General features: G+C 69.0%; 18 protein-coding genes and 3 pseudogenes. 6 read left to right on the top strand and 15 right to left on the bottom strand.

Going from position 1 to position 19959, the window contains the following annotated elements:
• Nucleotides 1-179 precede the first annotated feature (179 nt).
• A pseudogene (locus tag ACFVT1_RS35585) lies at nt 180-374 on the top strand (transposase); the annotation flags it as partial.
• 51 nt (nt 375-425) lie between these two features.
• Here the strand turns inward: ACFVT1_RS35585 and ACFVT1_RS35580 are convergent.
• From ACFVT1_RS35580 to ACFVT1_RS35565, 4 genes are read right to left on the bottom strand one after another with little or no spacing between them, the layout of a single operon-like run.
• Nucleotides 426-1910 carry an AMP-binding protein gene (locus tag ACFVT1_RS35580; RefSeq protein ID WP_389803409.1) on the bottom strand — a complete coding sequence of 495 codons (1485 nt, stop codon included), beginning with the start codon at nt 1908-1910 and terminating at the stop codon, nt 426-428.
• Nucleotides 1907-3133, bottom strand: coding sequence for a thiolase family protein (locus tag ACFVT1_RS35575; protein ID WP_389803407.1), 1227 nt, complete (start codon nt 3131-3133; stop codon nt 1907-1909). The genes ACFVT1_RS35580 and ACFVT1_RS35575 overlap by 4 nt, the downstream gene beginning before the upstream one ends.
• Nucleotides 3130-4062 carry a fumarylacetoacetate hydrolase family protein gene (locus ACFVT1_RS35570; RefSeq protein ID WP_389803404.1) on the bottom strand — a complete coding sequence of 311 codons (933 nt, stop codon included), beginning with the start codon at nt 4060-4062 and terminating at the stop codon, nt 3130-3132. The genes ACFVT1_RS35575 and ACFVT1_RS35570 overlap by 4 nt, the downstream gene beginning before the upstream one ends.
• Nucleotides 4063-4115: 53 nt before the next feature.
• Nucleotides 4116-4907, bottom strand: coding sequence for a cyclase family protein (locus ACFVT1_RS35565; protein ID WP_389803401.1), 792 nt, complete (start codon nt 4905-4907; stop codon nt 4116-4118).
• Nucleotides 4908-5048: 141 nt separating this feature from the next.
• On the opposite strand from ACFVT1_RS35565, the gene ACFVT1_RS35560 reads away from it, so the two are divergent.
• A complete protein-coding gene (locus ACFVT1_RS35560; RefSeq protein WP_389803399.1) occupies nt 5049-5657 on the top strand; it encodes a TetR/AcrR family transcriptional regulator in 609 nt (202 codons plus the stop codon).
• 336 nt (nt 5658-5993) lie between these two features.
• A pseudogene (locus tag ACFVT1_RS35555) lies at nt 5994-6209 on the top strand (hypothetical protein); the annotation flags it as partial.
• A gap of 76 nt (nt 6210-6285) precedes the next feature.
• On the opposite strand, the gene ACFVT1_RS35550 reads toward ACFVT1_RS35555, so the two are convergent.
• A complete protein-coding gene (locus ACFVT1_RS35550) occupies nt 6286-7005 on the bottom strand; it encodes an IS6 family transposase (RefSeq protein ID WP_389803397.1) in 720 nt (239 codons plus the stop codon).
• A gap of 65 nt (nt 7006-7070) precedes the next feature.
• On the opposite strand from ACFVT1_RS35550, the pseudogene ACFVT1_RS35545 reads away from it, so the two are divergent.
• A pseudogene (locus ACFVT1_RS35545) lies at nt 7071-7344 on the top strand (IS5/IS1182 family transposase); the annotation flags it as partial.
• Here ACFVT1_RS35545 and ACFVT1_RS35540 read toward each other — a convergent pair.
• The 4 genes from ACFVT1_RS35540 to ACFVT1_RS35525 form a co-directional block, all read right to left on the bottom strand.
• On the bottom strand, nt 7266-7490 hold the full coding sequence (locus ACFVT1_RS35540; RefSeq protein WP_389803528.1) for a hypothetical protein: 225 nt from the start codon (nt 7488-7490) through the stop codon (nt 7266-7268). The pseudogene ACFVT1_RS35545 and the gene ACFVT1_RS35540 overlap by 79 nt on opposite strands.
• Before the next feature lie 47 nt (nt 7491-7537).
• Entirely contained in the window at nt 7538-8029 is a 492-nt protein-coding gene (locus tag ACFVT1_RS35535; RefSeq protein WP_389803394.1) for a hypothetical protein, read from the bottom strand.
• A 333-nt stretch (nt 8030-8362) separates the two neighbouring features.
• Nucleotides 8363-8947, bottom strand: coding sequence for a hypothetical protein (locus ACFVT1_RS35530; RefSeq protein WP_389803392.1), 585 nt, complete (start codon nt 8945-8947; stop codon nt 8363-8365).
• 111 nt (nt 8948-9058) lie between these two features.
• Nucleotides 9059-10537, bottom strand: a complete 1479-nt coding sequence (locus ACFVT1_RS35525; protein WP_389803389.1) for an MFS transporter — start codon at nt 10535-10537, stop codon at nt 9059-9061.
• A gap of 72 nt (nt 10538-10609) precedes the next feature.
• On the opposite strand from ACFVT1_RS35525, the gene ACFVT1_RS35520 reads away from it, so the two are divergent.
• Nucleotides 10610-11266: a TetR/AcrR family transcriptional regulator gene (locus ACFVT1_RS35520; protein WP_389803386.1), complete on the top strand. Its 657-nt coding sequence runs from the start codon at nt 10610-10612 to the stop codon at nt 11264-11266.
• Here the strand turns inward: ACFVT1_RS35520 and ACFVT1_RS35515 are convergent.
• The 3 genes from ACFVT1_RS35515 to ACFVT1_RS35505 all read right to left on the bottom strand — a co-directional run bounded on the left by ACFVT1_RS35515 (nt 11258) and on the right by ACFVT1_RS35505 (nt 14037).
• On the bottom strand, nt 11258-11473 hold the full coding sequence (locus ACFVT1_RS35515; RefSeq protein ID WP_389803384.1) for a transposase: 216 nt from the start codon (nt 11471-11473) through the stop codon (nt 11258-11260). The genes ACFVT1_RS35520 and ACFVT1_RS35515 overlap by 9 nt on opposite strands.
• A gap of 354 nt (nt 11474-11827) precedes the next feature.
• Nucleotides 11828-13654 (bottom strand): caspase family protein, encoded by a 1827-nt coding sequence (locus ACFVT1_RS35510; protein ID WP_389803382.1) that lies wholly within the window; start codon nt 13652-13654, stop codon nt 11828-11830.
• Complete coding sequence (locus tag ACFVT1_RS35505) at nt 13654-14037, bottom strand: hypothetical protein (RefSeq protein ID WP_389803379.1); 384 nt, start codon at nt 14035-14037, stop codon at nt 13654-13656. The genes ACFVT1_RS35510 and ACFVT1_RS35505 overlap by 1 nt, the downstream gene beginning before the upstream one ends.
• A 687-nt stretch (nt 14038-14724) precedes the next feature.
• Here ACFVT1_RS35505 and recA point away from each other — a divergent pair.
• Nucleotides 14725-15924, top strand: coding sequence for a recombinase RecA (recA, locus tag ACFVT1_RS35500; protein ID WP_389803376.1), 1200 nt, complete (start codon nt 14725-14727; stop codon nt 15922-15924).
• 322 nt (nt 15925-16246) lie between these two features.
• On the opposite strand, the gene ACFVT1_RS35495 is transcribed toward recA, so the two are convergent.
• Genes ACFVT1_RS35495 through ACFVT1_RS35485 form a run of 3 tightly spaced genes read right to left on the bottom strand, consistent with a single transcriptional unit; the run spans nt 16247 to nt 19733 of the window.
• Entirely contained in the window at nt 16247-16600 is a 354-nt protein-coding gene (locus ACFVT1_RS35495) for a UBP-type zinc finger domain-containing protein (protein ID WP_389803373.1), read from the bottom strand.
• Entirely contained in the window at nt 16597-18060 is a 1464-nt protein-coding gene (locus ACFVT1_RS35490; protein WP_389803370.1) for an ATP-binding protein, read from the bottom strand. Before ACFVT1_RS35490 ends, ACFVT1_RS35495 begins: the two co-directional genes overlap by 4 nt.
• Nucleotides 18057-19733 (bottom strand): FAD-dependent oxidoreductase, encoded by a 1677-nt coding sequence (locus tag ACFVT1_RS35485; protein WP_389803368.1) that lies wholly within the window; start codon nt 19731-19733, stop codon nt 18057-18059. The genes ACFVT1_RS35490 and ACFVT1_RS35485 overlap by 4 nt, the downstream gene beginning before the upstream one ends.
• Between the last annotated feature and the right edge of the window lie 226 nt (nt 19734-19959).

The raw sequence follows: 19959 nt of genomic DNA, 5'->3' as shown, positions 1-19959 counted from the left end.
CGAACTGCTGCCAAGCGCTGCTCACTGTCGGCTCTGGTCCGCTTCTTCTGGTCGCGTACGCAGCGTGAGTGCCGATCTTCGTGTGATAGCGGTTGAGGTCGCCCGAAAATCGCCCGGCCGGAAGGCGGTGTGATCGACAGTGCTGCGCTGTGAACGAAGTACAGCCGCAGCTGGATGAGCTGTTCAAACAGACTCTCGGCTGGGCCTGCCCAAAGATCCGCGCCCCGGAAGCGGCCGACCGGTGGACCTGGCTCATCCTCGCCGCCTACACCAAACTCCGTCTCGCCCGCCCGTTGGCAGCCGATCTCCGAAGGCCATGGGAGAAACCGAGCGTGAGGCCGGCGCGGGAGCACGCGCCAGGGTGCGCTCGGCGCCGACCGTGTGTCATCTGAGGAAGTGGGGCGGTTTGCGCGCCCGAGCCCCGTTCAGGGCTGGTTGCGGAGTTTCTTCTTGTCGATCTTGCCAAGGGCGGTGAGGGGCAGCGAAGCGGCGAGATGGAGCAGTTTCGGGGCCCAGAGTGCGCCCTTGCGGGCGCGGACGTGGTTCGTCAGATCGGCTGGGGTGGCCTGCTGTCCTGGGCGCAGGACCACGGTGGCGGTGACAGCTTCGCCCCAGTGCGGGTCGGGGGTGCCGTAGACGGCGCTGGCGGCGACGGCCGGGTGCGTGGCGAGGGCGTCCTCGACCTCGCGCGGGTAGACGTTGAATCCGCCGGTGATGATGGTGTCCTTGATCCGGTCGATGATTGTGATCAGGCCGGTGTCGTTCTGGCGGGCGACATCGCCGGTGTGCAGCCAGCCTCCGTCGAGCGCGGTTGCGGTCTGTTCGGGCTTGTTCCAGTAGCCGTCCATCACGAGCGGTCCTCGGGCGCACAGTTCGCCGGGCTCGCCTGCCGGTACGTGCCGGCCATACGGATCAAGCAGGGCGATCTCCACGCCGGGCATCGGCCGACCGCAGCTGCCCAGGACGTGCGGGTCGTCGCGGTGCTGGGCTGGGTCCAGGACGGTCAGCGCGTTGGGGGCCTCGGCCTGGCCGTAGTGCTGGCTGAGTACGGGGCCGAGGAGCCGGTGTGCCTGGGCGAGCCGGGCGGGGGCGGCGGGGGCGGCACCGTAGAGGACCCAGTTCAGCCCCGACAGGTCGGCTGCGGGGAGGCGGGGGTGGTCGAGCAGGGTGTACAGCATCGTGGGGACGACGAACGTGGCGCTCACTCCGTCGCGTTCGATCGCGTCGATGACGCGGTCCGGGTCGAAGGAGGGGTGGAGTTCGAAGCTGGCGCCGTGGAGCAGGCCGGGGGCGACGAGGAGCCCGGCGGCGTGCGACATGGGGGTGGTGATCAGGAAGTGGGTGTCTGGTGGCCAGGCCCAGGTGGAGCAGGCCCAGGCGTTGGCGAGCAGTGAGCGGTCGCGCAGCATCACGCCCTTGGGTTCGCCGGTCGTGCCGCCGGTGTAGAAGAGGTAGAGCGCGGGGCCGCGCGGGTCGTTCGGGCCGGGGGGTATGTCGGCGGCGATGCGGTTGAGTTCGGCGAGGGTGATCGCCTTGGTGCCGTCGGGGCGGGCGCGGGCGGCGAAGCGGGTGTCGTCCACGACCAGGTAGTCGGACGCGCTGTCGCGCAGGACGGTCCGGTCGGTGTCTGCGGTGGCCAGCGGGTGCAGGGCGGTGTAGCGCAGTCCGGCCAGGCAGGCGGCGGCCATGACGGTGAACGCCTGCGGGTTCGGGCCGCACAGCAGGGCGAGCCCGTTGCCGGGCATGAGGCCCAGTCGTCCGAACGCGGCCGCGGTGCGTTCGATCCGTTCCGCGGTCTCACCGTAGGTCCAGGTGTGCTTTGTCCCGTCGTCGCCGGTGAAGCGGAAGGCGGTGCGCTCGGGCCGCCTGCGCAGCGCCGACAGGATCAGGTCGGCGTAGCCGGGTGTCATCGGGTCCTCCCCAGGATGGTCACGGCGGCCACCGCCTCTTCGATTCCGTAGAGGCCGCCGCCGTTCTCGGCGATGGCGATGCGCGCGTCGGGGACCTGGCGCTCGCCCGCCCGGCCGCGCAGCTGCGTGACCAGTTCGAAGACCTGCGCCAGTCCGGTGGCGGAAACCGGGTGGCCGCGCGATTCGAGTCCTCCGGACGGGTTCACCGGAACGGTGCCACCGAGCGCGCCGGCGCCCGAGGCCGACCATGGGCCGCCGTCGCCGATCGGGCAGAAGCCCAGGTTCTCCACCTGCTGGATCTCGCCGAAGGCTGTGGCGTCATGGACCTCCGCCACGTCGACGTCCTGCGGGCCGATGCCGGCCTTCTCGTAGGCGGCGAGCGCGGCCCGGCGGCCGATGTGCCGCCCGGCGTCGTCCGGCGCCCGGTCGGTGCCCGACAACAGGACACTGCTCAGTACCGCCACGGCCGACTCGTCGCGGGTGAAGTCGGCGCGCGTCACGACGACGGCGGCGGCCCCGTCGCTGACCGGTGAGCACATCGGCACCGTCAGTGGCCACGCAACCCGCCGCGCCGTCAGGATCTCCTGCGCGGTGAACGCCCGGCGGAAGTGGGCCCGGGGGTTGTGGACGGAGTGGGCGTGGTTCTTCGACGAGATCGCGGCCAGGTGGGCTTCGGTGGTTCCGAAGCGCTGCATGTGGGCGCGGGCCAGGGAGGCGTAGATCTCCATGAACACCGACCGGTCGCCGTCCACGGTCAATTCGGGCGGCAGGGGGTCGGTCAGGGCGGTGAGCGCGGCCAGGGTCTCCTCGCGGTGGGCGATGTCCATGGCCCCGTCGAACACAGCCAGCCCCTGGGCGGGATCAGCGCAGACGAATTTGTCCGCGCCGACGGCCAGGGCTACGTCCGACAGGCCCGCCCGTACGTGGGCGATCGCCAGCCACAGGGCCGTGGCGCCGCCCGCGCAGGCGTTCTCCACATTCACTACGGGTGCCCCGGCGAACCCGTGCGGGCGCAGGGCGACCTGGCCAGGGATCATGTGCTGGCCGTCGATCGCCTTCTGGCTGACCGTGGCGTGGAAAACTGCGCCGGCGTCGGCCGGGGTGAGTCCGGCGTCGCGCAGTGCCTCGTGTGCGGCCTGGCCGGCGAGGTCGCCGGCACTGCGGTCGAGGTGGTGGCCGAAGGGGGTGGCGCCGACGCCGAGGATGAGTGCTTCGCGGTTCATGACACCACTCGGTTGCGCAGCACGCCCAGGCCGGAGACTTCGAGTTCCACGGTGTCGTCGGGTTCCAGGTAGCGGCCGTGCTCCAGTCCGCAGCCGGTGGGCACGGTGCCCGAGCACAGGACCTCTCCGGCGTGCAGCCGGGTCGACTGGGAGGCGAAGGCGATCATGTCGGCGAAAGTGTGGTGCATGTCGGAGGACGTGCCCCGGCTGACCTCCTCGCCGTTGATGCGGGCGGTCATCGTGAGCCGGTACGGGTCGCCGAGCTCATCGGCAGTGACGATCCACGGGCCCAGGACGTTCGAGTCGGTGAAGTCCTTGCTCTTGCTCAGGCCCAGCCCGGTGGCGATCTCCTCCAGCTGGGTGTCGCGGGCGCTGAAGTCGTTGAAGATCGTGTAGCCGAAGATGTACGACGGAGCGTCCGCTGCAGGGATGTCCGTGCCGTCGCGGCCCAGCACGCAGGCGAATTCCAGCTCGTAGTCCCGCACGGAGGAGTACGCGGGCCAGTGGATGTCGCTGTCGTGGCCGGTAACGGAGAGCCGGTTGGTCACGTAGTACAGCGGGCGTTCGAGCATGATGACGGGCAGTTCGACTTGATCGGCCGGGATGCCCTGGATCCGGGAGCGGGCGTTGCGGAAGTGATCCATGAAACTGCCGAAGTCCCGGATCTGTACGGGCCTGGGCAGCGGGGAGAGCCAGCGCACCTCGGATGCGGCGACGACCGCTTCGGGCGGGGCCTGTGCGGCGAGCCGCTCCAGGGTCTGCCGCGCGGGTTCGCCGCCGTCGATGATCGTCTGCATGGTGGTCAGCGCTGGGGCGTGCTCGCCGGTCACCAGGCGATGGGCGCGGTCGAGCAGCAGCAGGCGCTCGCCCTGATCGAGTACGAGCGCGGTCCGCTCGATGCGGTCGTGCTCCACGGTTGCGAGTTTCATGGTCGGTTCCTCTCCTCGGCAGGGTGCGGGGGTCGGTCTGCGGGGATCGGGGGTCAGACGAAGGCCACGACGCGGGCGGGGGCGGCGCTCGCGCGGGCGATCTTGATCGGGAAGAACGCCACCCGGAACCCCGACGGAGGCAGTGCGGCGAGGTTCGCCAGCTGCTGGACGATGAAGACCTCCCGCTCGCGGCCGGCCCGGTGGCCGTCCCACAGCACGGAGTTGTCGCCGCTGTCGCGGAACTTGCGCGCCATCACGGGGAAGCTCAGGTCCCAGCCCGCGGCGTCGGTGCCCAGGACCTTGGCCCCGAGGTCGGCCAGGAGCAGAGTCGACTCGCGGCTCATGCCCGGGTAGCGGAAGAACTCGGGGTCGGACAGCCCGTAGCGCTCCTGGCCGGTGCGCAGCAGGACCGCTCCGCCGGCCGGGACCGGGGCGCCGTTGTCGGCGAGGGCGGACTCCAGAGCCTCGACTGTGATCGGGGCGTCCGGTTCGCACCGGTCGCGCAGGTCCAGCACGAGCGCCTCGCACCACAGCTCGTCCAGGGCGATGTCGGTGATGGTGCGGGCGGGCCTGCCCTCGCAGGTCGAGCCGTAGTGCAGCGGGGCGTCGACGTGGGTGCCGAGGTGGGAGTTGAAGTCGGTGAGCAGTTCCGCGCCCCAGCCCTCGCCGTCGGGCAGGTCCTCGACGCTGCAGTGCATGGCGGCGGCCAACTGGTCTCGGCCCTCGCCGGTCGGGTGCGCGTAGGCCACGGCCGGCGCGATCACCGGGGCGAGCGGGCGCAGCTGCTCGGGGAGCCGCTCGCGGTCGGCGGGGTCCAGCGTCCTGGTGAGGTCGATCAGTTCCATGACGAAACCTTTCTTAGTTATTGGACACTCAGCATAGAATTGGACCGATAGCATAGGCAAGAGCCTGCCGGCCCCGGCGCCGCCCGGCCGGCGTGACAGAATCGGCCGTGTCAGGCCGCCGCAACGTTGGGAAGGACACCCGTGGGTGCGACCCGCAAGCAGGAGATCTCCGCCGAGACCCAGCGCCGGCTGGTGGCCGCCGCGTGGGAACTCGCCGCCGAGGGCGGGTCCGCCGCGGCATCCGTCCAGGCTGTGGCGGAGCGCTCCGGCATCAGCCGGGGCTCCGTGGCCTGGCACTTCGGCTCGAAGGACGGGCTGCTGAAGGCGGTGATCGAGGAAGCGTTCCGATGGGGCACGGACTTCATGCGCGAACGCCTGGCCGTCGCCGGGCCGGACACCGGAATCGAGGCCCTGATCGAGGCGAACTTCGCCCTGATGTCCCGGCCCGAGGCGCACATCTTCTCGACACTCCTGATCGAGGCGGTGAGCCGCGAGTCGGCCCTGCGCACGACGTACGCCGAGGAGTACGCCAAGATCCGCGGCCTGTACGCCGACCACCTGCGCGCGACTGGTGCGCACGTCACCGACCCGGAGGCCGTCGCGGCGGCGCTGCTCGGCGGCACCCTGGGCATCAACGTCCAGCACCGCCTGGACCCGGCCCTGGACCGCCGACGGGCTGTGACCGCGATGACGGGCATCTACACCGACGCGCTGTCCGGAACCAGACCTGACACCCCGTCCGGCACCTGACCCACACCTGCCTCCGGGACGCGCCGGGCGAGGTCGGGGACCAGGCCCGCGCGGCAAGCGCCCGAGGCTCCAGGCGCAACCGCGCGGCTGTATGGGCGTCCCGCCCCCGGATGCCGGTACGGCCTGGGCCTCGGCTGCCGCCGTGTCAGCCCGGCCCGGCTGCGGCCGCCCCAGCGGCGACGCCGCCGTAGTGCACACCTCTGGCCGGCCAGGACCTTGCCCGCGGAGCATGGCCGGCGACAACCTGCCAGGGCAGGCAGCATTTCGCCACCACGCCTTCCCCGGTACCCCCGGCCCGGACCCGGCGCGCAGCGACGAGGAACGTCTCGCCTACCAAGCTCGGTGAAGGTACTGGGCGAGGGTGTCGATACAGCGAATTGTGACTCCGTTGCATTCTGCGATGCACGGGGATCGATGATCGATATCGTGCAAACGGCCGGACTCGCCCTGCGAATCAAACCCGGTCAAGGGAAGATCGCTTCCCTGACCGTTCCCGTATTCCTCGATCCGGGTGAAACACCGGACGGAATGCTGACTTCGGAGGCCTACGGAAGGCGCTGTCACATTGTGCAGGTGTGAGTGCCTGACGGCGTGTCGGGGGTGGTGGGGCCGGGTTCCGGCTCCGGGCTCAGGCCGCGGCGGGCAAGGCGGTCGCGCCGGTGATCTGGTCCCAGATCGCGAAGCGGATGGTCATCTCGGCGCGGTAGTGGGCGGCGGTCATCAGGTGGCGGCGGGGCCTGAAGTGGGGTGAGATGCCGCTGAAGGCGGACAGGAACCTTTGTACGGCGCCGGCGGAGCGGAAGCCCTTCATCGCCCGTTCGCGCTGCCGGGTGGGCTGGTGCGAGTTCTCCGCCCGATTGTTCAGACCCTTGTGGGAACGGTGTTCGACGGAGGGCATCACCTCGCGGTGGGCCGCGCCGTGGGAACGGAGCTTGTCGGTGACCACCACCCGCGGCACCGAGCAGATCTTCTTGAGCAGTGTGCGAAAGAAGCGCCGGGCCGCGGCCTTGTCCCGGCGGCCCTGGAGAAGGATGTCGAGCACGTTACCGTCGGCGTCGACGGCCCGCCACAGATATTTCCGCTCGCCGTTGATCTTCACGAAGACCTCGTCCAGGTGCCACTTGTCACCCGGCCGTGGCTGGCGTCGGCGCAGTTCATTCGCATAGATCTGGCCGAACTTTGCGCACCAACGCCGGATCGTCTCGTACGAGACGATCACACCGCGCTCGAGCATCAGCTCCTCCACCTCACGGAATGACAGCGGGAAGCAGAAGTACAGCCGCACGCAGCGGGAGATCACCTCAACCGGGTACCGGTGCCCCTTGTACGACGGCGGAGTACAGCCCACGGACAACCCCTCCCAGAATGACCAACCTGAAGATCATCCCATCCTGTCAGCCAACGTGACAGTGCCTCACCAAGGCCTCGCCGCAGGACAGTATCCCCGCCCGTGACCAGCTGTTCCGTCTGCGTCTGACCCATCCCGAAGTCGCCGTCGCCTGGGCAGACTCCGCCTACGGCGGAACCCTCGTCGACTGGTCCCACAACTTCCTCGGCATCACCCTCAAGACGGTGCCCCGCCGCAAGGGCCAGGAGAAACGTACGCGACTACGAGCGGCTCATCTCCCACAGCGAGGCCCACATCACCTGGACCTTCATCACCCTCATGGCCCGCCGTCTCACCCGTCCACCCCGGCCGCCGCGCTCCGAGCCCCACCTTGTCGAACCGGTGAAAGCGGTCATCGGGCCCGCCCCCATACGCATCCGGAAGCAGACGCGGACGATCCGGCTGGACTTCACCGCCTTGCGCTGACCGCCGGAGCTGACCGCCATCGGCACCGTCGGCCCGAACGAATCCGTACCGGCCAGGGCAGCGCCGACTACATCGAGAAGTTGAGGTTGGCCGGGTTGACCCGGGCCCGCAGTACCGCGCCCTCGGCAACACCGGGATATAGATGGACCTCCACCGTGTTGTCGGTCTCGAACGGCTCGAACCCGGGTCCGCTGATCCGCACATGGAGCCGGACGTCGGGGCGCTCTTCGCCCCCCAGCGGCGAAAAGACCGCCGAGAGGACCAGGGCCTTCGCGTCGACGCCGACGGCGGCCAGTTCCACAGTCGCGCGCCGGTTGTCCCAGAGAAAGAGAACTATCTTGACCATGGCCAGCGCGAAGGCCGCAGCAACCAGCGCCTCAACCACCGGAATCGCCACTGCGGGGGTCGCACCGTCGACTGTGGCCACCGACACCACGCAGAACACCGCCGCGCCCCCCGAGCCCAGCGCCAGGACCGCAGCGAAGAGGGAGACGAACACCGTGGAGCACGCCCCCCTGGGCTGCACCAGGAAGGGTCGAGGGGCGCGGGTGGTGGCCATGGCGGCACCCTAGCTGCCGCAGGCACCGGCCCAACAGACCAGGACCGGCTCCGAGCATTCGAAGACCGTTACAACACGACCGCACAGCTGTTCCGGTGGAGGTTCACCACCTCCGACCTGGACGATCTGCTGGCCCTGCTCGACCGACACCCCTGCCGACCGACAAGAAGAATCCTCCGTCGCCCAGGGATCCGGCGTTGCTTGCGCGGTTCGTGAAGCTGCGGGTCATCGAGCCGGAGAACACGTTCTGGCAGCGCGGTATCCAGGCATGCGTGCGGTACGTGAAGGAAACCGGAGCGGTGCAGTTGCGGGACACAGTTGTGTTCATTGTGTTCACTGCTGTGGCCCGGAGTCCCTGGCGGCGGAGCGGGCTGCCGCTGCGGTTCGGTGGATGTGCATCAGCAGTCGCAGCATGACTCCGGGGTCGGTGACCAGTACGCGCCCGTCGGGCTGCGGGCGCAGTGTCCTGGCTGCGCAGGGAACGACGGTCCGCGGGCCGATGAGGTTGCAGCGCGCGCTGGTGAGCAGTTCCTCGGCGGAGGTGAACGAAGAAGGCAGGGGCGTGTCGGCGGCCTCCGTGGTCAGTACGGCGGTCGGCAGGGCCGGCAGCGGAGAGCCCGTGGACGGCCAGCCGAGCCAATTCAGGGCTGTGGACCAAGGCCATGGCAGTGGCCCGTCAGCTTCGGGCAGAACGATCAGCAGCGCGTGCGTGTCCGTCACCAGCGCCCGCAGCTTCTGCACCTGCGGCGGGAGGGAAGAGGTGCTGGGGTCGGCGTGCGCGGGAAGATCCTCGGGCACCTGGCACAGGTCAATGCGTACACCGCTGGGCCCTGGCCCGGCGAGTGCGCGCAGCAGAAGCTCCCCGAAGGGGTCGGTGGTTGCGCCGGCGAACAGGCCGAGCATACGTACTTCGTCCACGGTCGTCTCTTTTTCAGCGGGAGTTCGACGACAGGGCCCAGGGCTCTGGCGCTTGTACGGCAGCGCCCCGTCAGGCGCGTGGTGACGCGGTCCGACGCGGCGCTGCGGGGGTCAGCCCTGCCGTGCTGCCTTGGGGCGCAGCCGGTGGGCGATCAGCATGCCCGCGATGGAGAGCAGGCCGGTGAGGACGAAGACGCCCAGCAGTGCGGTGCGGGTGGAGCCGCCGTGGTTCTGGGCGAATGCGATGGCCGCGCCGCCGAGCCCGGCGATCACGCCGGTCGCCAGGGTCTGGGCGAGCTGCAGCGCGCCGCTGGCTTCACCCTGCTGCTCCGGCGGGGCCTGCTCCAGGGTGTCGGTGGTGGAGGCGTTGAAGCCGATACCCATGCCGAGGCCTCCGATGGCCCATCCGACCAGGGCGGTCCAGGAGGGGATTGCGCTGGTCAGGATCGTCAGCGCGATCAGCGCGACGCCCGCCAGCAGGATGGCGAAGCCCAGCACGGTGGAAGCCGTGCGCGTGCCATGCTTCCCGTTGTCCCGCTTGGCCTGCAGACCTGAGCCGACAACCCAGGTGAGGGCTCCGGCGGACAGGCCCAGACCGGCCAGTGTGGTGCCCATGCCCCGCAGCTGCTGCAGCCCGAGGGGCAGGAAGGCTTCGCTGCCGAAATAGACACCGCACAGCAGGCCACGGACGACGACACCCGCACCGAGGCCGGCCCGGGCGCTGAGGGTGCCTTCCGGGGTCACCCAGCGCAGCGCGGGCACAGCAATGGCGACACCGGCCACGGCCAGCACGATCAGCAGGACGAGGTTCTTCAGCAGCAGCGCCTGGAGCAGTACGCCGGTGCCCACGGTGAGCAGGATCGCGCTGGGCAGCGGACGCTTCCACCACGGAGCGGCCGGGGCCGGGGCGGTGGCGGCTGCTTCTGCGCGGTGCAGGCGGCGCAGGCCGGGCAGGGTGAGCAGCGCGGCCACGGCGGCAATCGGCAGCATGAGCAGGAAGACCGAGCGCCACGTGATGAGGTCGGCGAGGATGCCTGTGACAGCGGGGCCGACGAGGGAAGGTAGCGTCCAGGCCGAGGACACCAGGGCGTACATCCGGGCCCGCAGGCGCTCGGGGTAGGCAAGTCCGATCATGGTGTAGGCCATGGACATGACGGCACCTACGCCCAGACCCTGTCCGAAGCGGCCGACCAGGAACAGTGGCCAGGAGGGTGCGGCCCCGGCCACCGCGCAGCCCGCCGCGAAAACGAGCATGCCCAGGGCCATCGGGCGCCAGGGGCCCTGGCGGTCGGCGGCGCGCCCGGCGAGCACGGTGCCGATGATGTTGGCGAGCATCAGTGCCGACAGGCCCCACCCATAAGCGCCCAGGCCGTCGAGGTCCTCCGCGATGCCGGGCAGCACGGTGGCCACCCCGAGGGACTCGAACGCGACCATGCCGACCGACAGCAGGACGCCGAGGGTGAGCGCGCGGTACGTGCCCGAGAAGACGCCCTCCTTACCGGTTCCGTTCTCTGCGGGGGGAGAGGGTGGGGCTTCTTCAGGGGCGTGCGCGGGGTCGCTGTCCTTCGCGTCGGCGGAGGTGTGGGACATGGAGTGGACTCCTCGAGAGATTTCATTCCGTTCTACATCGGAACGTAATTGAATGCTACCTATACTTGCCGCATGGTCAACACCAAGAGCGACGGAGGAAGAGCCGGGGCCCGCAAAGCCTCCGGCAGGCCGCGGGATACCCGAATCGACGAGGCCGTGCCCGAAGCGGTGATGGAGATCCTCAACGAGGTCGGTTACGGCAGCCTCACGCTGGAGGCGGTGGCCGCCCGCGCCGGTACGAGCACACCCGCGCTACGTCGCCGCTGGCGCTCCCGCCAGCACCTGGTCGTGTCGGCTCTGGCCCGGACCATCGGCACTACGCCGACCCCCGACACCGGCTGCACGCACTGCGACCTCATTGCCGGAATCGGCACCCTCAGCGAGGCGTTCACCAGCACCGTGGGCCGAAGAGCGCTGCCGGGGCTCGTTGCGGACCTCGCCGACGACCCCCGACTGGAAAAGGAGTTCAAGGACACCTTCTTCCATCCGCGCCGCGCCACCACTGCCGAAGCGCTGCGTCGCGGCATCGACCGGGGTGACATCCGGCCCGATGCGGACATCGATCTTCTGCTGGACATGCTGGCGTCGACCACGTACTACCGTGTGCTCTTCGGGCACCTGCCCATCACGCCAGAACTTGCCGAAGACGTCGTATCGGTGGTCATGGCGGGCAGCGCCACCAAGCGGTGGCGTGACGAGCACGGTCCCTCACGCGGCGTGTCAGGGTGACGTTGGGGTGTCGAGGGTCAGGCCGGTGTCGACTATGAAGCCGTCGAGGGTCTCGGGCCGGTACTGGAGGCGTTTGAGTCGGTTGCGTACGGGAGCTTCGAGTCCGTCGAGGGCGACCATGGCGAGGTTGGCCAGGCTGAGCTCGACGTGCACCCAGACCCATTCCACGGCGTTGAGGTCGGGCGAGTAGGCGGGCAGTAGGAACACCGTCAGCTACTCACGCTGGTTGATCAGCTCACGCACGGCATGGGAGACGTGGGTGTTCAGCCCTTCTGGCACCAGCACGATCGGCGCCTTGACCAGTTGGTGGGCCCCCGATCAGGGTGATGAATTCGCGCTCGCCCCTGCTGCGGCGTTTGCCTCTGCCCGCAGGGTGGGAGCGCAGGCGGTGGCACAGCCGGGTGCGGGAGCCGGGCCACGTGGCGATCAGCCCGGCCACCGACAGGCGTACAGAATTCCGCCCGTTGGCCGTCACGACCGGGGTGCGGCCCCGTCGGCCCCCAGGCGCGTCCTTGGGGCAGACGGCGGGTGAAGCCTGCCTCGCACCTTCAGGGCGCTAGATCACTCCTTCGCCCAGTGCTGAGTCGACTTCGACGGCTCGCAGGACCCCATGACCGGCCAGCCGGACCTCTCCTCGAGACACAGGCTGCTGTCCAGGTTCACGACGGTGCTGCTGGTACCCGTGCGCCAGCTCTGGCCGCTGGAGCCGCAGTCGGCCATGGACAGCTGATTGATGTTGACATTCAGGCATTGGTCGGCGGACTCGTTGTACAGCGTGTAGGAACCGCCCGAGCCGGCCTTTGCGGTCCAGTTGGTCGCCGGGCTGTCCGCGCAGGTGGCGAACACGACGCCGTAGGACACGGCCAGGCACTTGCCGTGGCCGACGTCCCTGAGCTGGAAGCGGTCGTTGGACGCGGGCGGTGTCGCCGGGGTCGACGCCCCACTGGAACCATTGCTTCCGCGGGAGCCGCCCGCGTCACCCGACCCGCCGGTGGGCTTGCCGCCGGTGGTCTTGCCGCCGGACGCATCCCCGGACGCACTCCCGGGTGAGCCGCCGGTGGTGTCGTTGCTGGATGAGCCGCCGGCTCCACCGCTTGACGAATTGCCGCCATGCGCGGATCCGCCCCCGGCTGCGGAGGGCGTTGCGGAAGTCCCGGCCGAAGTAGTGTCGCTGGAGCGCCCGGCAGAGCCGTCCGTTGAAGGCTTGAGGGTGGACGTCCGGTCCGGCTTGCCGTCTGCGGTGCCCTTGTGGTCGTTCTGGTCGCCAGGCAGCTGGGTGCCGACATAGACAGCGAGGGAGACGGCCACGACACCGACCGCGATCAGGGAGAGGACGAGTCGCCGCCGCCGCTTGGTGTCACGGCCGGGGGGCGGGCTGCCTGCCAGGATCGCGGCTCCAAAGGCGATGGCGGCCCGTCGGGGAATCGGCTTCCGCGCGGGCTCGGATGTGTCCGCAGGTGTGTGCCCGCGGTCGCCACCCATGGTGGTCTGCGACTCGGCCAGCTGCGCCGGAGAGGCCGGTCGCTGCGCGGCCGAGAGGGAGCCCGGGACGGGGGTGTCCGCGCGGGCAGGTGTTCCGCCAGGGGCTCGCGGCTTGTCGGGGGAAGATGGGCGGAGGTGCGTTGCGCTGGGTGGCTCGGTCTCCCGCAGTGGCGCGGGTCGGAGCGGGATCGGGCGGCGGGCGATGGCCACGTCGCCTTCCCCGGCGAACCTCAGCTGCGGGGCGATGACGGTGTCCGCGGTCATCCAGTGGTGCACCTGCCGGTAGACCTCGACGACGGTCAGGTGACCGGCGGCCTTGCCGGATTGCGCGGTGCGCAGGGCGCGGACGAGCTGGCGGGTGAACGGGCTGGGTTGGCCGGGGCGGTCGGCCGCCTGGGCGAGCTGGGTGGATCTGCTGCTGGTGAGGACGTAGCGGCCACGGCCCGCGACCGGGGCTGACGGGGCGGTGCCCTTGAACGCGCCGCTGTAGCAGCAGTCGAGGATGACGACCGTGCTGGTCGCCGGCGAACCGTCGATGATGTTGTTGATCTCGATGGCGCTCAGTGCAGAGGCTCGCAGACCGGTGGTACGGCTGTCGTTGGCACACAGGTAGAGGATGCCGCGTTCGTCCAGCTGGCCGTGGCCGCTGTAGTACAGCAGCAGCACGTCCCCGCGGGTGGCAGTGGTGAAAAGGTCGTCGACTTTTTCCCTGAGGTCCTGGATGCCGTGGTCGGGAAGGGCTTCGAGATCGGCGGGGTCGAACAGCCCGACCTGTGGGTCTGTCAGCACCTGCCTCAGCTCTGCGATGTCGTCCAGGGGGCCGTTGAGGGCGGGCAGGGCGTGCGGGTCGCGGGGGAAGGTGGCGTTGCCGATCAGCAGCCCCCGGTAGCGTTGGCTCTCCGCCATCAGCTGTCCCCTAACCGGCTCCCGAGTGCCTCGGTGAGCGCCTGGAAGGACGCCTGGTCGATGTTGTCGCCGATGACCTGCAGCCTCTGCTCGGCTCCCGCACCATCGGTCCAGGTAACGGTCAATGTCCTGGACTTGTCCCGGGCCAGCCAGGCCCGGAAGCACGCCACGGCAGCAGTCAGCGCGCCGGAAGATCCCAACGCGAGCACCGTTGTGTCGAAGGCGCCCTTCTCGCCCGGCTGGGGCACACCGCGCCGGACGACCGCCCCCACCTCTTCGCGTAGCGCCGTGTGCAGGGCCGCGACCTGGTCGAGCCATGGCTGATCCTCTGGAGCAAATCTGCCGCTCCCCGGCTGAACCGCCACTTCGACCTCAGCGGTCATGGCTTCCCCCTCACATGTCTGGAGTAGGCAGCATATTGCTCGGGCTCCCCCTCAGCTGCCAGACCAGGAAACACTTGAAAACCTCGTTGTGCGTGCGGTGCCGCGCTCGGCCGTGCTGGAGCGTGATGCAGGGCGTATGGCCGTCCCACCGCTCAGTTCCGGCCGTGTTTGGTCGGTAGTGGGCAAGAGTGGGAGCGCAGAGATCGACGCGGTCACACGGATGAGCGCGCAAAGCCTCTGCGAACCAGCTTTTCCATTTTCCCACCACACCGCATGTAAACATCAGTGCAATTTCGACCACATTGTCGGCTGGCGCGCCAGAGTGAAGAAGTAACATCGGTAAGAGGTAGGAATGGGCGGCGAGTTGCCGCCTCAGGACCGTCGGAAAAGGTCTTGAATTGTCAGCCCGCGCATTAACGAGTTTGCGTAGCCGGGCGCCTAAAGCTCCGTTACCCGGCAGTCGAACTGATTCGGGCCAATCTGCTCTGGCGAGATGCCTCAACGACCGTTGCGCTCCGGCAAGCTGTGACGCTTTGCTGATAGCATGCAAGCGACACGCATATCGATGAGATACGCCTCAGTGCGCGCGCACGCGTTCACGATTTCCCTCTTCTTTCACGTCGGGACCCGCTGTCGTACCCTCCGGGCGACAGTCGTGCGGAGCGAAGAGTGAGGGGTGAGCTGCGCATGGCTGACAAGGGCAAGATGCTGGATCTGGTACTAGCGCAGATTGAGCGGCAGTTCGGCACAGGCGCGGTGATGCGCATGGGTGACCGGTCGAAGGAGCCTATCGAGGTCATCCCGACCGGGTCGACCGCACTCGACGTCGCGCTCGGCGTCGGTGGTCTGCCGCGCGGCCGCGTGGTGGAGGTCTACGGACCGGAGTCCTCCGGCAAGACGACGCTGACACTGCACGCCGTGGCGAACGCGCAGAAGCTCGGCGGCTCGGTGGCGTTCATCGACGCGGAGCATGCTCTGGACCCGGAGTACGCGAAGAAGCTCGGCGTCGACATCGACAACCTCATTCTCTCGCAGCCGGACAACGGCGAGCAGGCGCTGGAGATCGTGGACATGCTGGTCCGCTCCGGCGCCCTCGACCTGATCGTCATCGACTCCGTCGCTGCGCTCGTGCCGCGTGCGGAGATCGAGGGGGAGATGGGCGACTCTCACATGGGTCTGCAGGCCCGCCTGATGAGCCAGGCGCTCCGCAAGATCACCAGCGCGCTCAACCAGTCCAAGACCACCGCGATCTTCATCAACCAGCTCCGCGAGAAGATCGGAGTGATGTTCGGCTCCCCGGAGACCACGACCGGTGGCCGGGCGCTCAAGTTCTACGCCTCGGTGCGCCTCGACATCCGCCGGATCGAGACGCTGAAGGACGGCACCGACGCCGTCGGAAACCGCACCCGCGTCAAGGTCGTGAAGAACAAGGTCGCACCGCCCTTCAAGCAGGCCGAGTTCGACATCCTCTACGGCCAGGGCATCAGCCGCGAGGGCGGTCTGATCGACATGGGCGTGGAGCACGGCTTCGTCCGCAAGGCGGGCGCCTGGTACACGTACGAGGGCGACCAGCTCGGCCAGGGCAAGGAGAACGCCCGCAACTTCCTCAAGGACAACCCCGACCTCGCCAACGAGATCGAGAAGAAGATCAAGGAAAAACTCGGCATCGGTATTCGCTTCGAGGGGTCCGCAAAGCAGGTCAGCCAAGGCGCGGCGGACGCTGCGTACACCCGAAACGAGTCCCCGCCCTCCGCCGTGCCGATCAACGTCGCCCAGTCGGACCGCACCGACGTAGCAGCAGAAGGGCAACCGACCAGCGCGCAAAAGGCCGAAGGTCTCTCATCCGAAGCGACCGCAAGCCGGAGGGCTCTCTCGTCGGGACTGTAGTCCTGAACGAGAGGTGGGCAAGCCGGTACACCGGCTCCCTGCTGCGGTTTGGTGGGCGGCTTGGTTGCCGCAGATCAAGCGGGCCTGGAACATCAAGCGGCGTGCGTCACGCGTCGCTGAGGTAGTCCTGCAGCTCATGGGAGCGTGAGGGGTGCCGGAGCTTGCTCATCGCTTTGCCCTCGATCTGGCAGTCGCTCGTGTACGGCTTGCGTTCACTCACCCCACCACATCAGCAGGCCACCGGCTGCGGACCGAAAGATTCCGTCCGCACCCACACCATCAGGCGACGACAGAGCCACTCAAAACCTCACGAACCACCCTCTCAGGGATGGAGCAGGTCCGGCCAGTTCTGCGGGACACGGTCGGCCGGTCCCGGGGTCGGCTGGGCGGCTGGGTGGCTGGTCGGCGGGGCCAGTTCGGGTCCGGACTCGTACAGGACGTCGGTGGCGTAGTTCCAGTACCACTCCTCACCCGGCTCGAAGCTCTGTACCACGGGATGCCCAGAGGACTTCCAGTGGGCGGTGGCGTGCTGCGCCGGTGACGAGTCGCAGCAGCCGATGTGGCCGCACTGCGCGCAGCGCCGGAGGTGGAACCACCAGCCCCCCACTACATCACAATCCGCGCAGCCGGTAGTGCTGGGCGGGACGTTCGCCGCGATGCCGTCGATGTCGGTCATACGGGCTCCTCGGTGGTTGTGGTTTCGGTCTCGGGGGCGGTCAGCGGCAGCAGCACCTGGAATCGCGTGTCGCCCGGTACGGACTCGACCTGGAGGCTGCCGTGGTGTTTGTTGACGACGATCCGCCAGCAGATGTCGAGGCCGAGGCCGGTGCCCTCCCCGACGGACTTGGTGGTGAAGAAGGGGTCGAAGATGCGGCTGCGGATGTCCTCGGGGACGCCGGGGCCGGTGTCGCGGAACTCCACGAGCAGTCGGTCGCCCTCCCTGGCCGTGCGGACCGTCAGGGTGCCGTCGTGGCCCGTGCTGCCGATGGCGGCCACCGCGTTGTCGATGAGGTTGGTCCACACTTGGTTGAGTTCCGCCGGGTAGGCGGGTATTTCGGGGAGGGAACGGTCGTAGTCCTTGACCACCCTCACCCGAGGGCCGATCTTGCCAGACAGCATCAGCAGCGTGCTGTCGAGGAGTTCGTGGACGTCGACGTCCTGGTGCGGGGCGCGGTCGAGCTGCGCGTACTGCTTGGCCGCGTCCACCAGGCGGGAGATGCGGGTGGTGGAGTCGTCGATCTCGTCCATCAGCAGCTCGGTCTCGACCGTGTAGTTGAGCCAGCCGATCGCCCCCGGCAGGATGCCTTCGCCCACGGTCGCCGCGACCTGGTCCAGCCAGTCAGTGTCCAGCCCGGCTTGGACGAAGGCCGGCGCGAGCCGCCAGCCCTCCGGGATGCCGTGATCCTCCAGCCAGCCGGCGAGCTCGTCCTCCCGGTCGGACGCCTCCAGGGGGGTCAGCATTGGTGCCTTGGCGAAGCGTTCGGCGGTGCGTTCCTGGATCTCGATGAGCTCGGCGAGGACAACTCGGGAGTAGCGGCCCTGGGCGATAACCGAAAGTTTGTTCCGCATCCTGCCGACCCGCTCACGCAGCGCCGCGGTGGCGCGGACGGCGGCCGCGGCCGGATTGTTGAGCTCGTGGGTGAGTCCGGCGGACAACGATCCGAGCGCCAGCAGGTGTTCCCGCTGGCCAATGGCCCGCTGGGTGTTCTTGGAGCCGAAGAAGAGCCCCTCCAGCAGGTGCGTCGGCATCGGGAACCACTCCCGCATGACGTCTGCGAACGACTGTGCGGGCAGTACGAAGAACCGGGTGGGTTCGGTCACCCGCATGGAGTTGATGTACGTCTGCGGGACCTGGTCGCCCAGATATGCTTGCATGGCCCCCGCGTACACGCCGCGCTGCGAGGTCCGGCTGACCTCCACATCGTCGCCGCCGACCCGGCGAGACAGTACGACGGTTCCCTCGACCATCACGTAGAAGCAGGTCGCCGGGTCACCCTCGGTGTACACCGGGCCGGGTTCGAACCGTTCCATCCGTCCCTCGGAGCACAGCCGTCCGAGCTGCTCCGGGGAGAGCTTCTCGAAGAGGAACAGCGAGCCGATCTCGTGCGGGTCGCAGGCCATGACCTGTGCGCTCATGACTGCTCCAGGAAGCGGTGGACGAGCATCACGGCCATGGCTCCCTCTCCTACGGCGGACGCGACGCGCTTCGCGGACCGGGCGCGCGCGTCGCCCGCCACGAACACACCCGGAATGCTGGTCTCCAGGTAGTAGGGCGGCCGGTCCAGTGCCCATTCGGCAGGGGGGCGCCCGTCCGGCGTCAAATCCGGTCCGGCGAGGATGAAGCCGTTCTCGTCGCGCAGCACAGTCCCGCCGAGCCAGTCGGTCAGCGGGGCGGCACCGATGAAGACGAACATCCACTGGGCATCGACGACTTCGGTGGCGCCGGTCACGGTATCCCGCAAAATCAGCCGTTCCAGGTGCTCCTCGCCGTGCGCCTCCTCGACGACGGTCCGGAGCCGCACGGTGATGTTCGGGGCCTCGTCGACCTGCTGGATCAGGTAGTACGACATCGACGCTGTCAGGGAATCCCCGCGCACCAGCATGGTCACCGACTTCGCGCCCCGAGCCAGGAACACCGCCGCCTGCCCGGCGGAATTCGCGCCGCCGACGACGTACACGTCCTGGCCCTCACAGGACGACGCCTCGGTGAGTGACGAGCCGTAGTACACCCCGCAACCGGTCAGCTCGTCGCATCCCGGCGCCCCCAGCTGCCGGTACGACACGCCGGTCGCCAGGATGACGCTGTGCGCGGCGATTGCTGAGCCGTCGGAGAAGCGTACGACGCGCGCCGAACCGTTCACCTCCAGCCGCGTGACCTCGCGAGCGGTGAGGATCTCGGCACCGAAGCGGCTCGCCTGGCGGCGGGCACGATCGGTCAGCTGCGCACCGGACACGCCGTCCGGGAAGCCGAGGTAGTTCTCGATGCGGGAACTCTGGCCGGCCTGTCCGCCGGTCGCCGACCGCTCGACCAGTACGGTCCGCAGCCCCTCGGAGGCCCCGTACACCGCCGAGCCGAGTCCGGCCGGGCCGCCGCCGATGATGACGAGGTCGTAGAACGCGGCGGTCGGCGTGGTCGCGAGCCCCACGTGGGCGGCCAGTTCGGTCGGCTCCGGCTCGATCAGCGCGGTACCGTCCGGCGTGATCACCAGAGGGAGCCGTCGGCCGTCGGCCCCGGCCGCCGCCAGAAGCCTCTGTCCCTCCGGTTCGTGGGAGGAGTACCAGCGGTACGGCACCTGGTTGCGGGCGAGGAATTCGCGCGCCCGCGAGGAGGGGGCGGACCAGCGGTGCCCGACCACCTTGGTGGTGGGTACCGGCCGGTAGTCGCTGGACCGCCAGGCCGTGAGGAGATCGTCCAGGACTGGATAGAGCTTCTCCTCGGGCGGGTCCCAAGGCTTGAGGAGATAGTGGTCGAGGTCGACGACATTGATCGCGTCGATGGCAGCGTCGGTGTCGGCGTAGGCGGTTAGCAGCACGCGCCGCGCCCCCGGGTACAGACCGAGGGCCTGTTCGAGGAACTCGATGCCGTTCATCTGCGGCATCCGGTAGTCGGCGAGGATCACGGCCACCAGGTCGCCGCGCAGCTTCAGCTCGCGCAGCGCCTCCAGCGCGGATTCGCCGGACTCGGCGCGTACGATCCGGTAGCCGCCGCCGTAGTGGCGCCGCAGGTCGCGGGCGATGGCGCGGGAGACTCCCGGGTCGTCGTCCACTGTCAGGATGACGATCCGCGTTGCGTCGGTGGCCTGTGCCATACTCCTCCGCCCTACGCGCTTCCGACGGTCGGCACGACGAGCTGCCCGAGCACGCTCCTGACCATCGTATGTTCGATCGAGCCGGACCGCTTCGGCTGCTACGGCCCGTGCGGCCTGGGTGACCTGACGGTGGCAGAGCGCTGCCGAACCAGAGCACCACCCGGTGTGCCGCCTCAGAGCTCAGCAGCACGGGTACGCCACGGGGGGCGCCGACTGGCCGGGCACG

The organism is Streptomyces sp. NPDC057963 (assembly GCF_042887155.1).
Taxonomy (GTDB): domain Bacteria; phylum Actinomycetota; class Actinomycetes; order Streptomycetales; family Streptomycetaceae; genus Streptomyces.
Note: the sequence above shows the minus strand (reverse complement) of the source record. Positions and strands in the feature narration are given on the sequence as shown.

Excerpts from the sequence above, each read along its gene's own strand:
- ACFVT1_RS35580 (WP_389803409.1), bottom strand. The coding sequence starts at position 1,910 with ATGACACCCGGCTACGCCGACCTGATCCTGTCGGCGCTGCGCAGGCGG.
- ACFVT1_RS35575 (WP_389803407.1), bottom strand. The coding sequence starts at position 3,133 with ATGAACCGCGAAGCACTCATCCTCGGCGTCGGCGCCACCCCCTTCGGC.
- ACFVT1_RS35570 (WP_389803404.1), bottom strand. The coding sequence starts at position 4,062 with ATGAAACTCGCAACCGTGGAGCACGACCGCATCGAGCGGACCGCGCTC.
- ACFVT1_RS35565 (WP_389803401.1), bottom strand. The coding sequence starts at position 4,907 with ATGGAACTGATCGACCTCACCAGGACGCTGGACCCCGCCGACCGCGAG.
- ACFVT1_RS35540 (WP_389803528.1), bottom strand. The coding sequence starts at position 7,490 with ATGGCGGTCAGCTCCGGCGGTCAGCGCAAGGCGGTGAAGTCCAGCCGG.
- ACFVT1_RS35535 (WP_389803394.1), bottom strand. The coding sequence starts at position 8,029 with ATGGCCACCACCCGCGCCCCTCGACCCTTCCTGGTGCAGCCCAGGGGG.
- ACFVT1_RS35525 (WP_389803389.1), bottom strand. The coding sequence starts at position 10,537 with ATGTCCCACACCTCCGCCGACGCGAAGGACAGCGACCCCGCGCACGCC.
- ACFVT1_RS35520 (WP_389803386.1), top strand. The coding sequence starts at position 10,610 with ATGGTCAACACCAAGAGCGACGGAGGAAGAGCCGGGGCCCGCAAAGCC.
- ACFVT1_RS35510 (WP_389803382.1), bottom strand. The coding sequence starts at position 13,654 with ATGGCGGAGAGCCAACGCTACCGGGGGCTGCTGATCGGCAACGCCACC.
- ACFVT1_RS35505 (WP_389803379.1), bottom strand. The coding sequence starts at position 14,037 with ATGACCGCTGAGGTCGAAGTGGCGGTTCAGCCGGGGAGCGGCAGATTT.
- recA (WP_389803376.1), top strand. The coding sequence starts at position 14,725 with ATGGCTGACAAGGGCAAGATGCTGGATCTGGTACTAGCGCAGATTGAG.
- ACFVT1_RS35495 (WP_389803373.1), bottom strand. The coding sequence starts at position 16,600 with ATGACCGACATCGACGGCATCGCGGCGAACGTCCCGCCCAGCACTACC.
- ACFVT1_RS35490 (WP_389803370.1), bottom strand. The coding sequence starts at position 18,060 with ATGAGCGCACAGGTCATGGCCTGCGACCCGCACGAGATCGGCTCGCTG.
- ACFVT1_RS35485 (WP_389803368.1), bottom strand. The coding sequence starts at position 19,733 with ATGGCACAGGCCACCGACGCAACGCGGATCGTCATCCTGACAGTGGAC.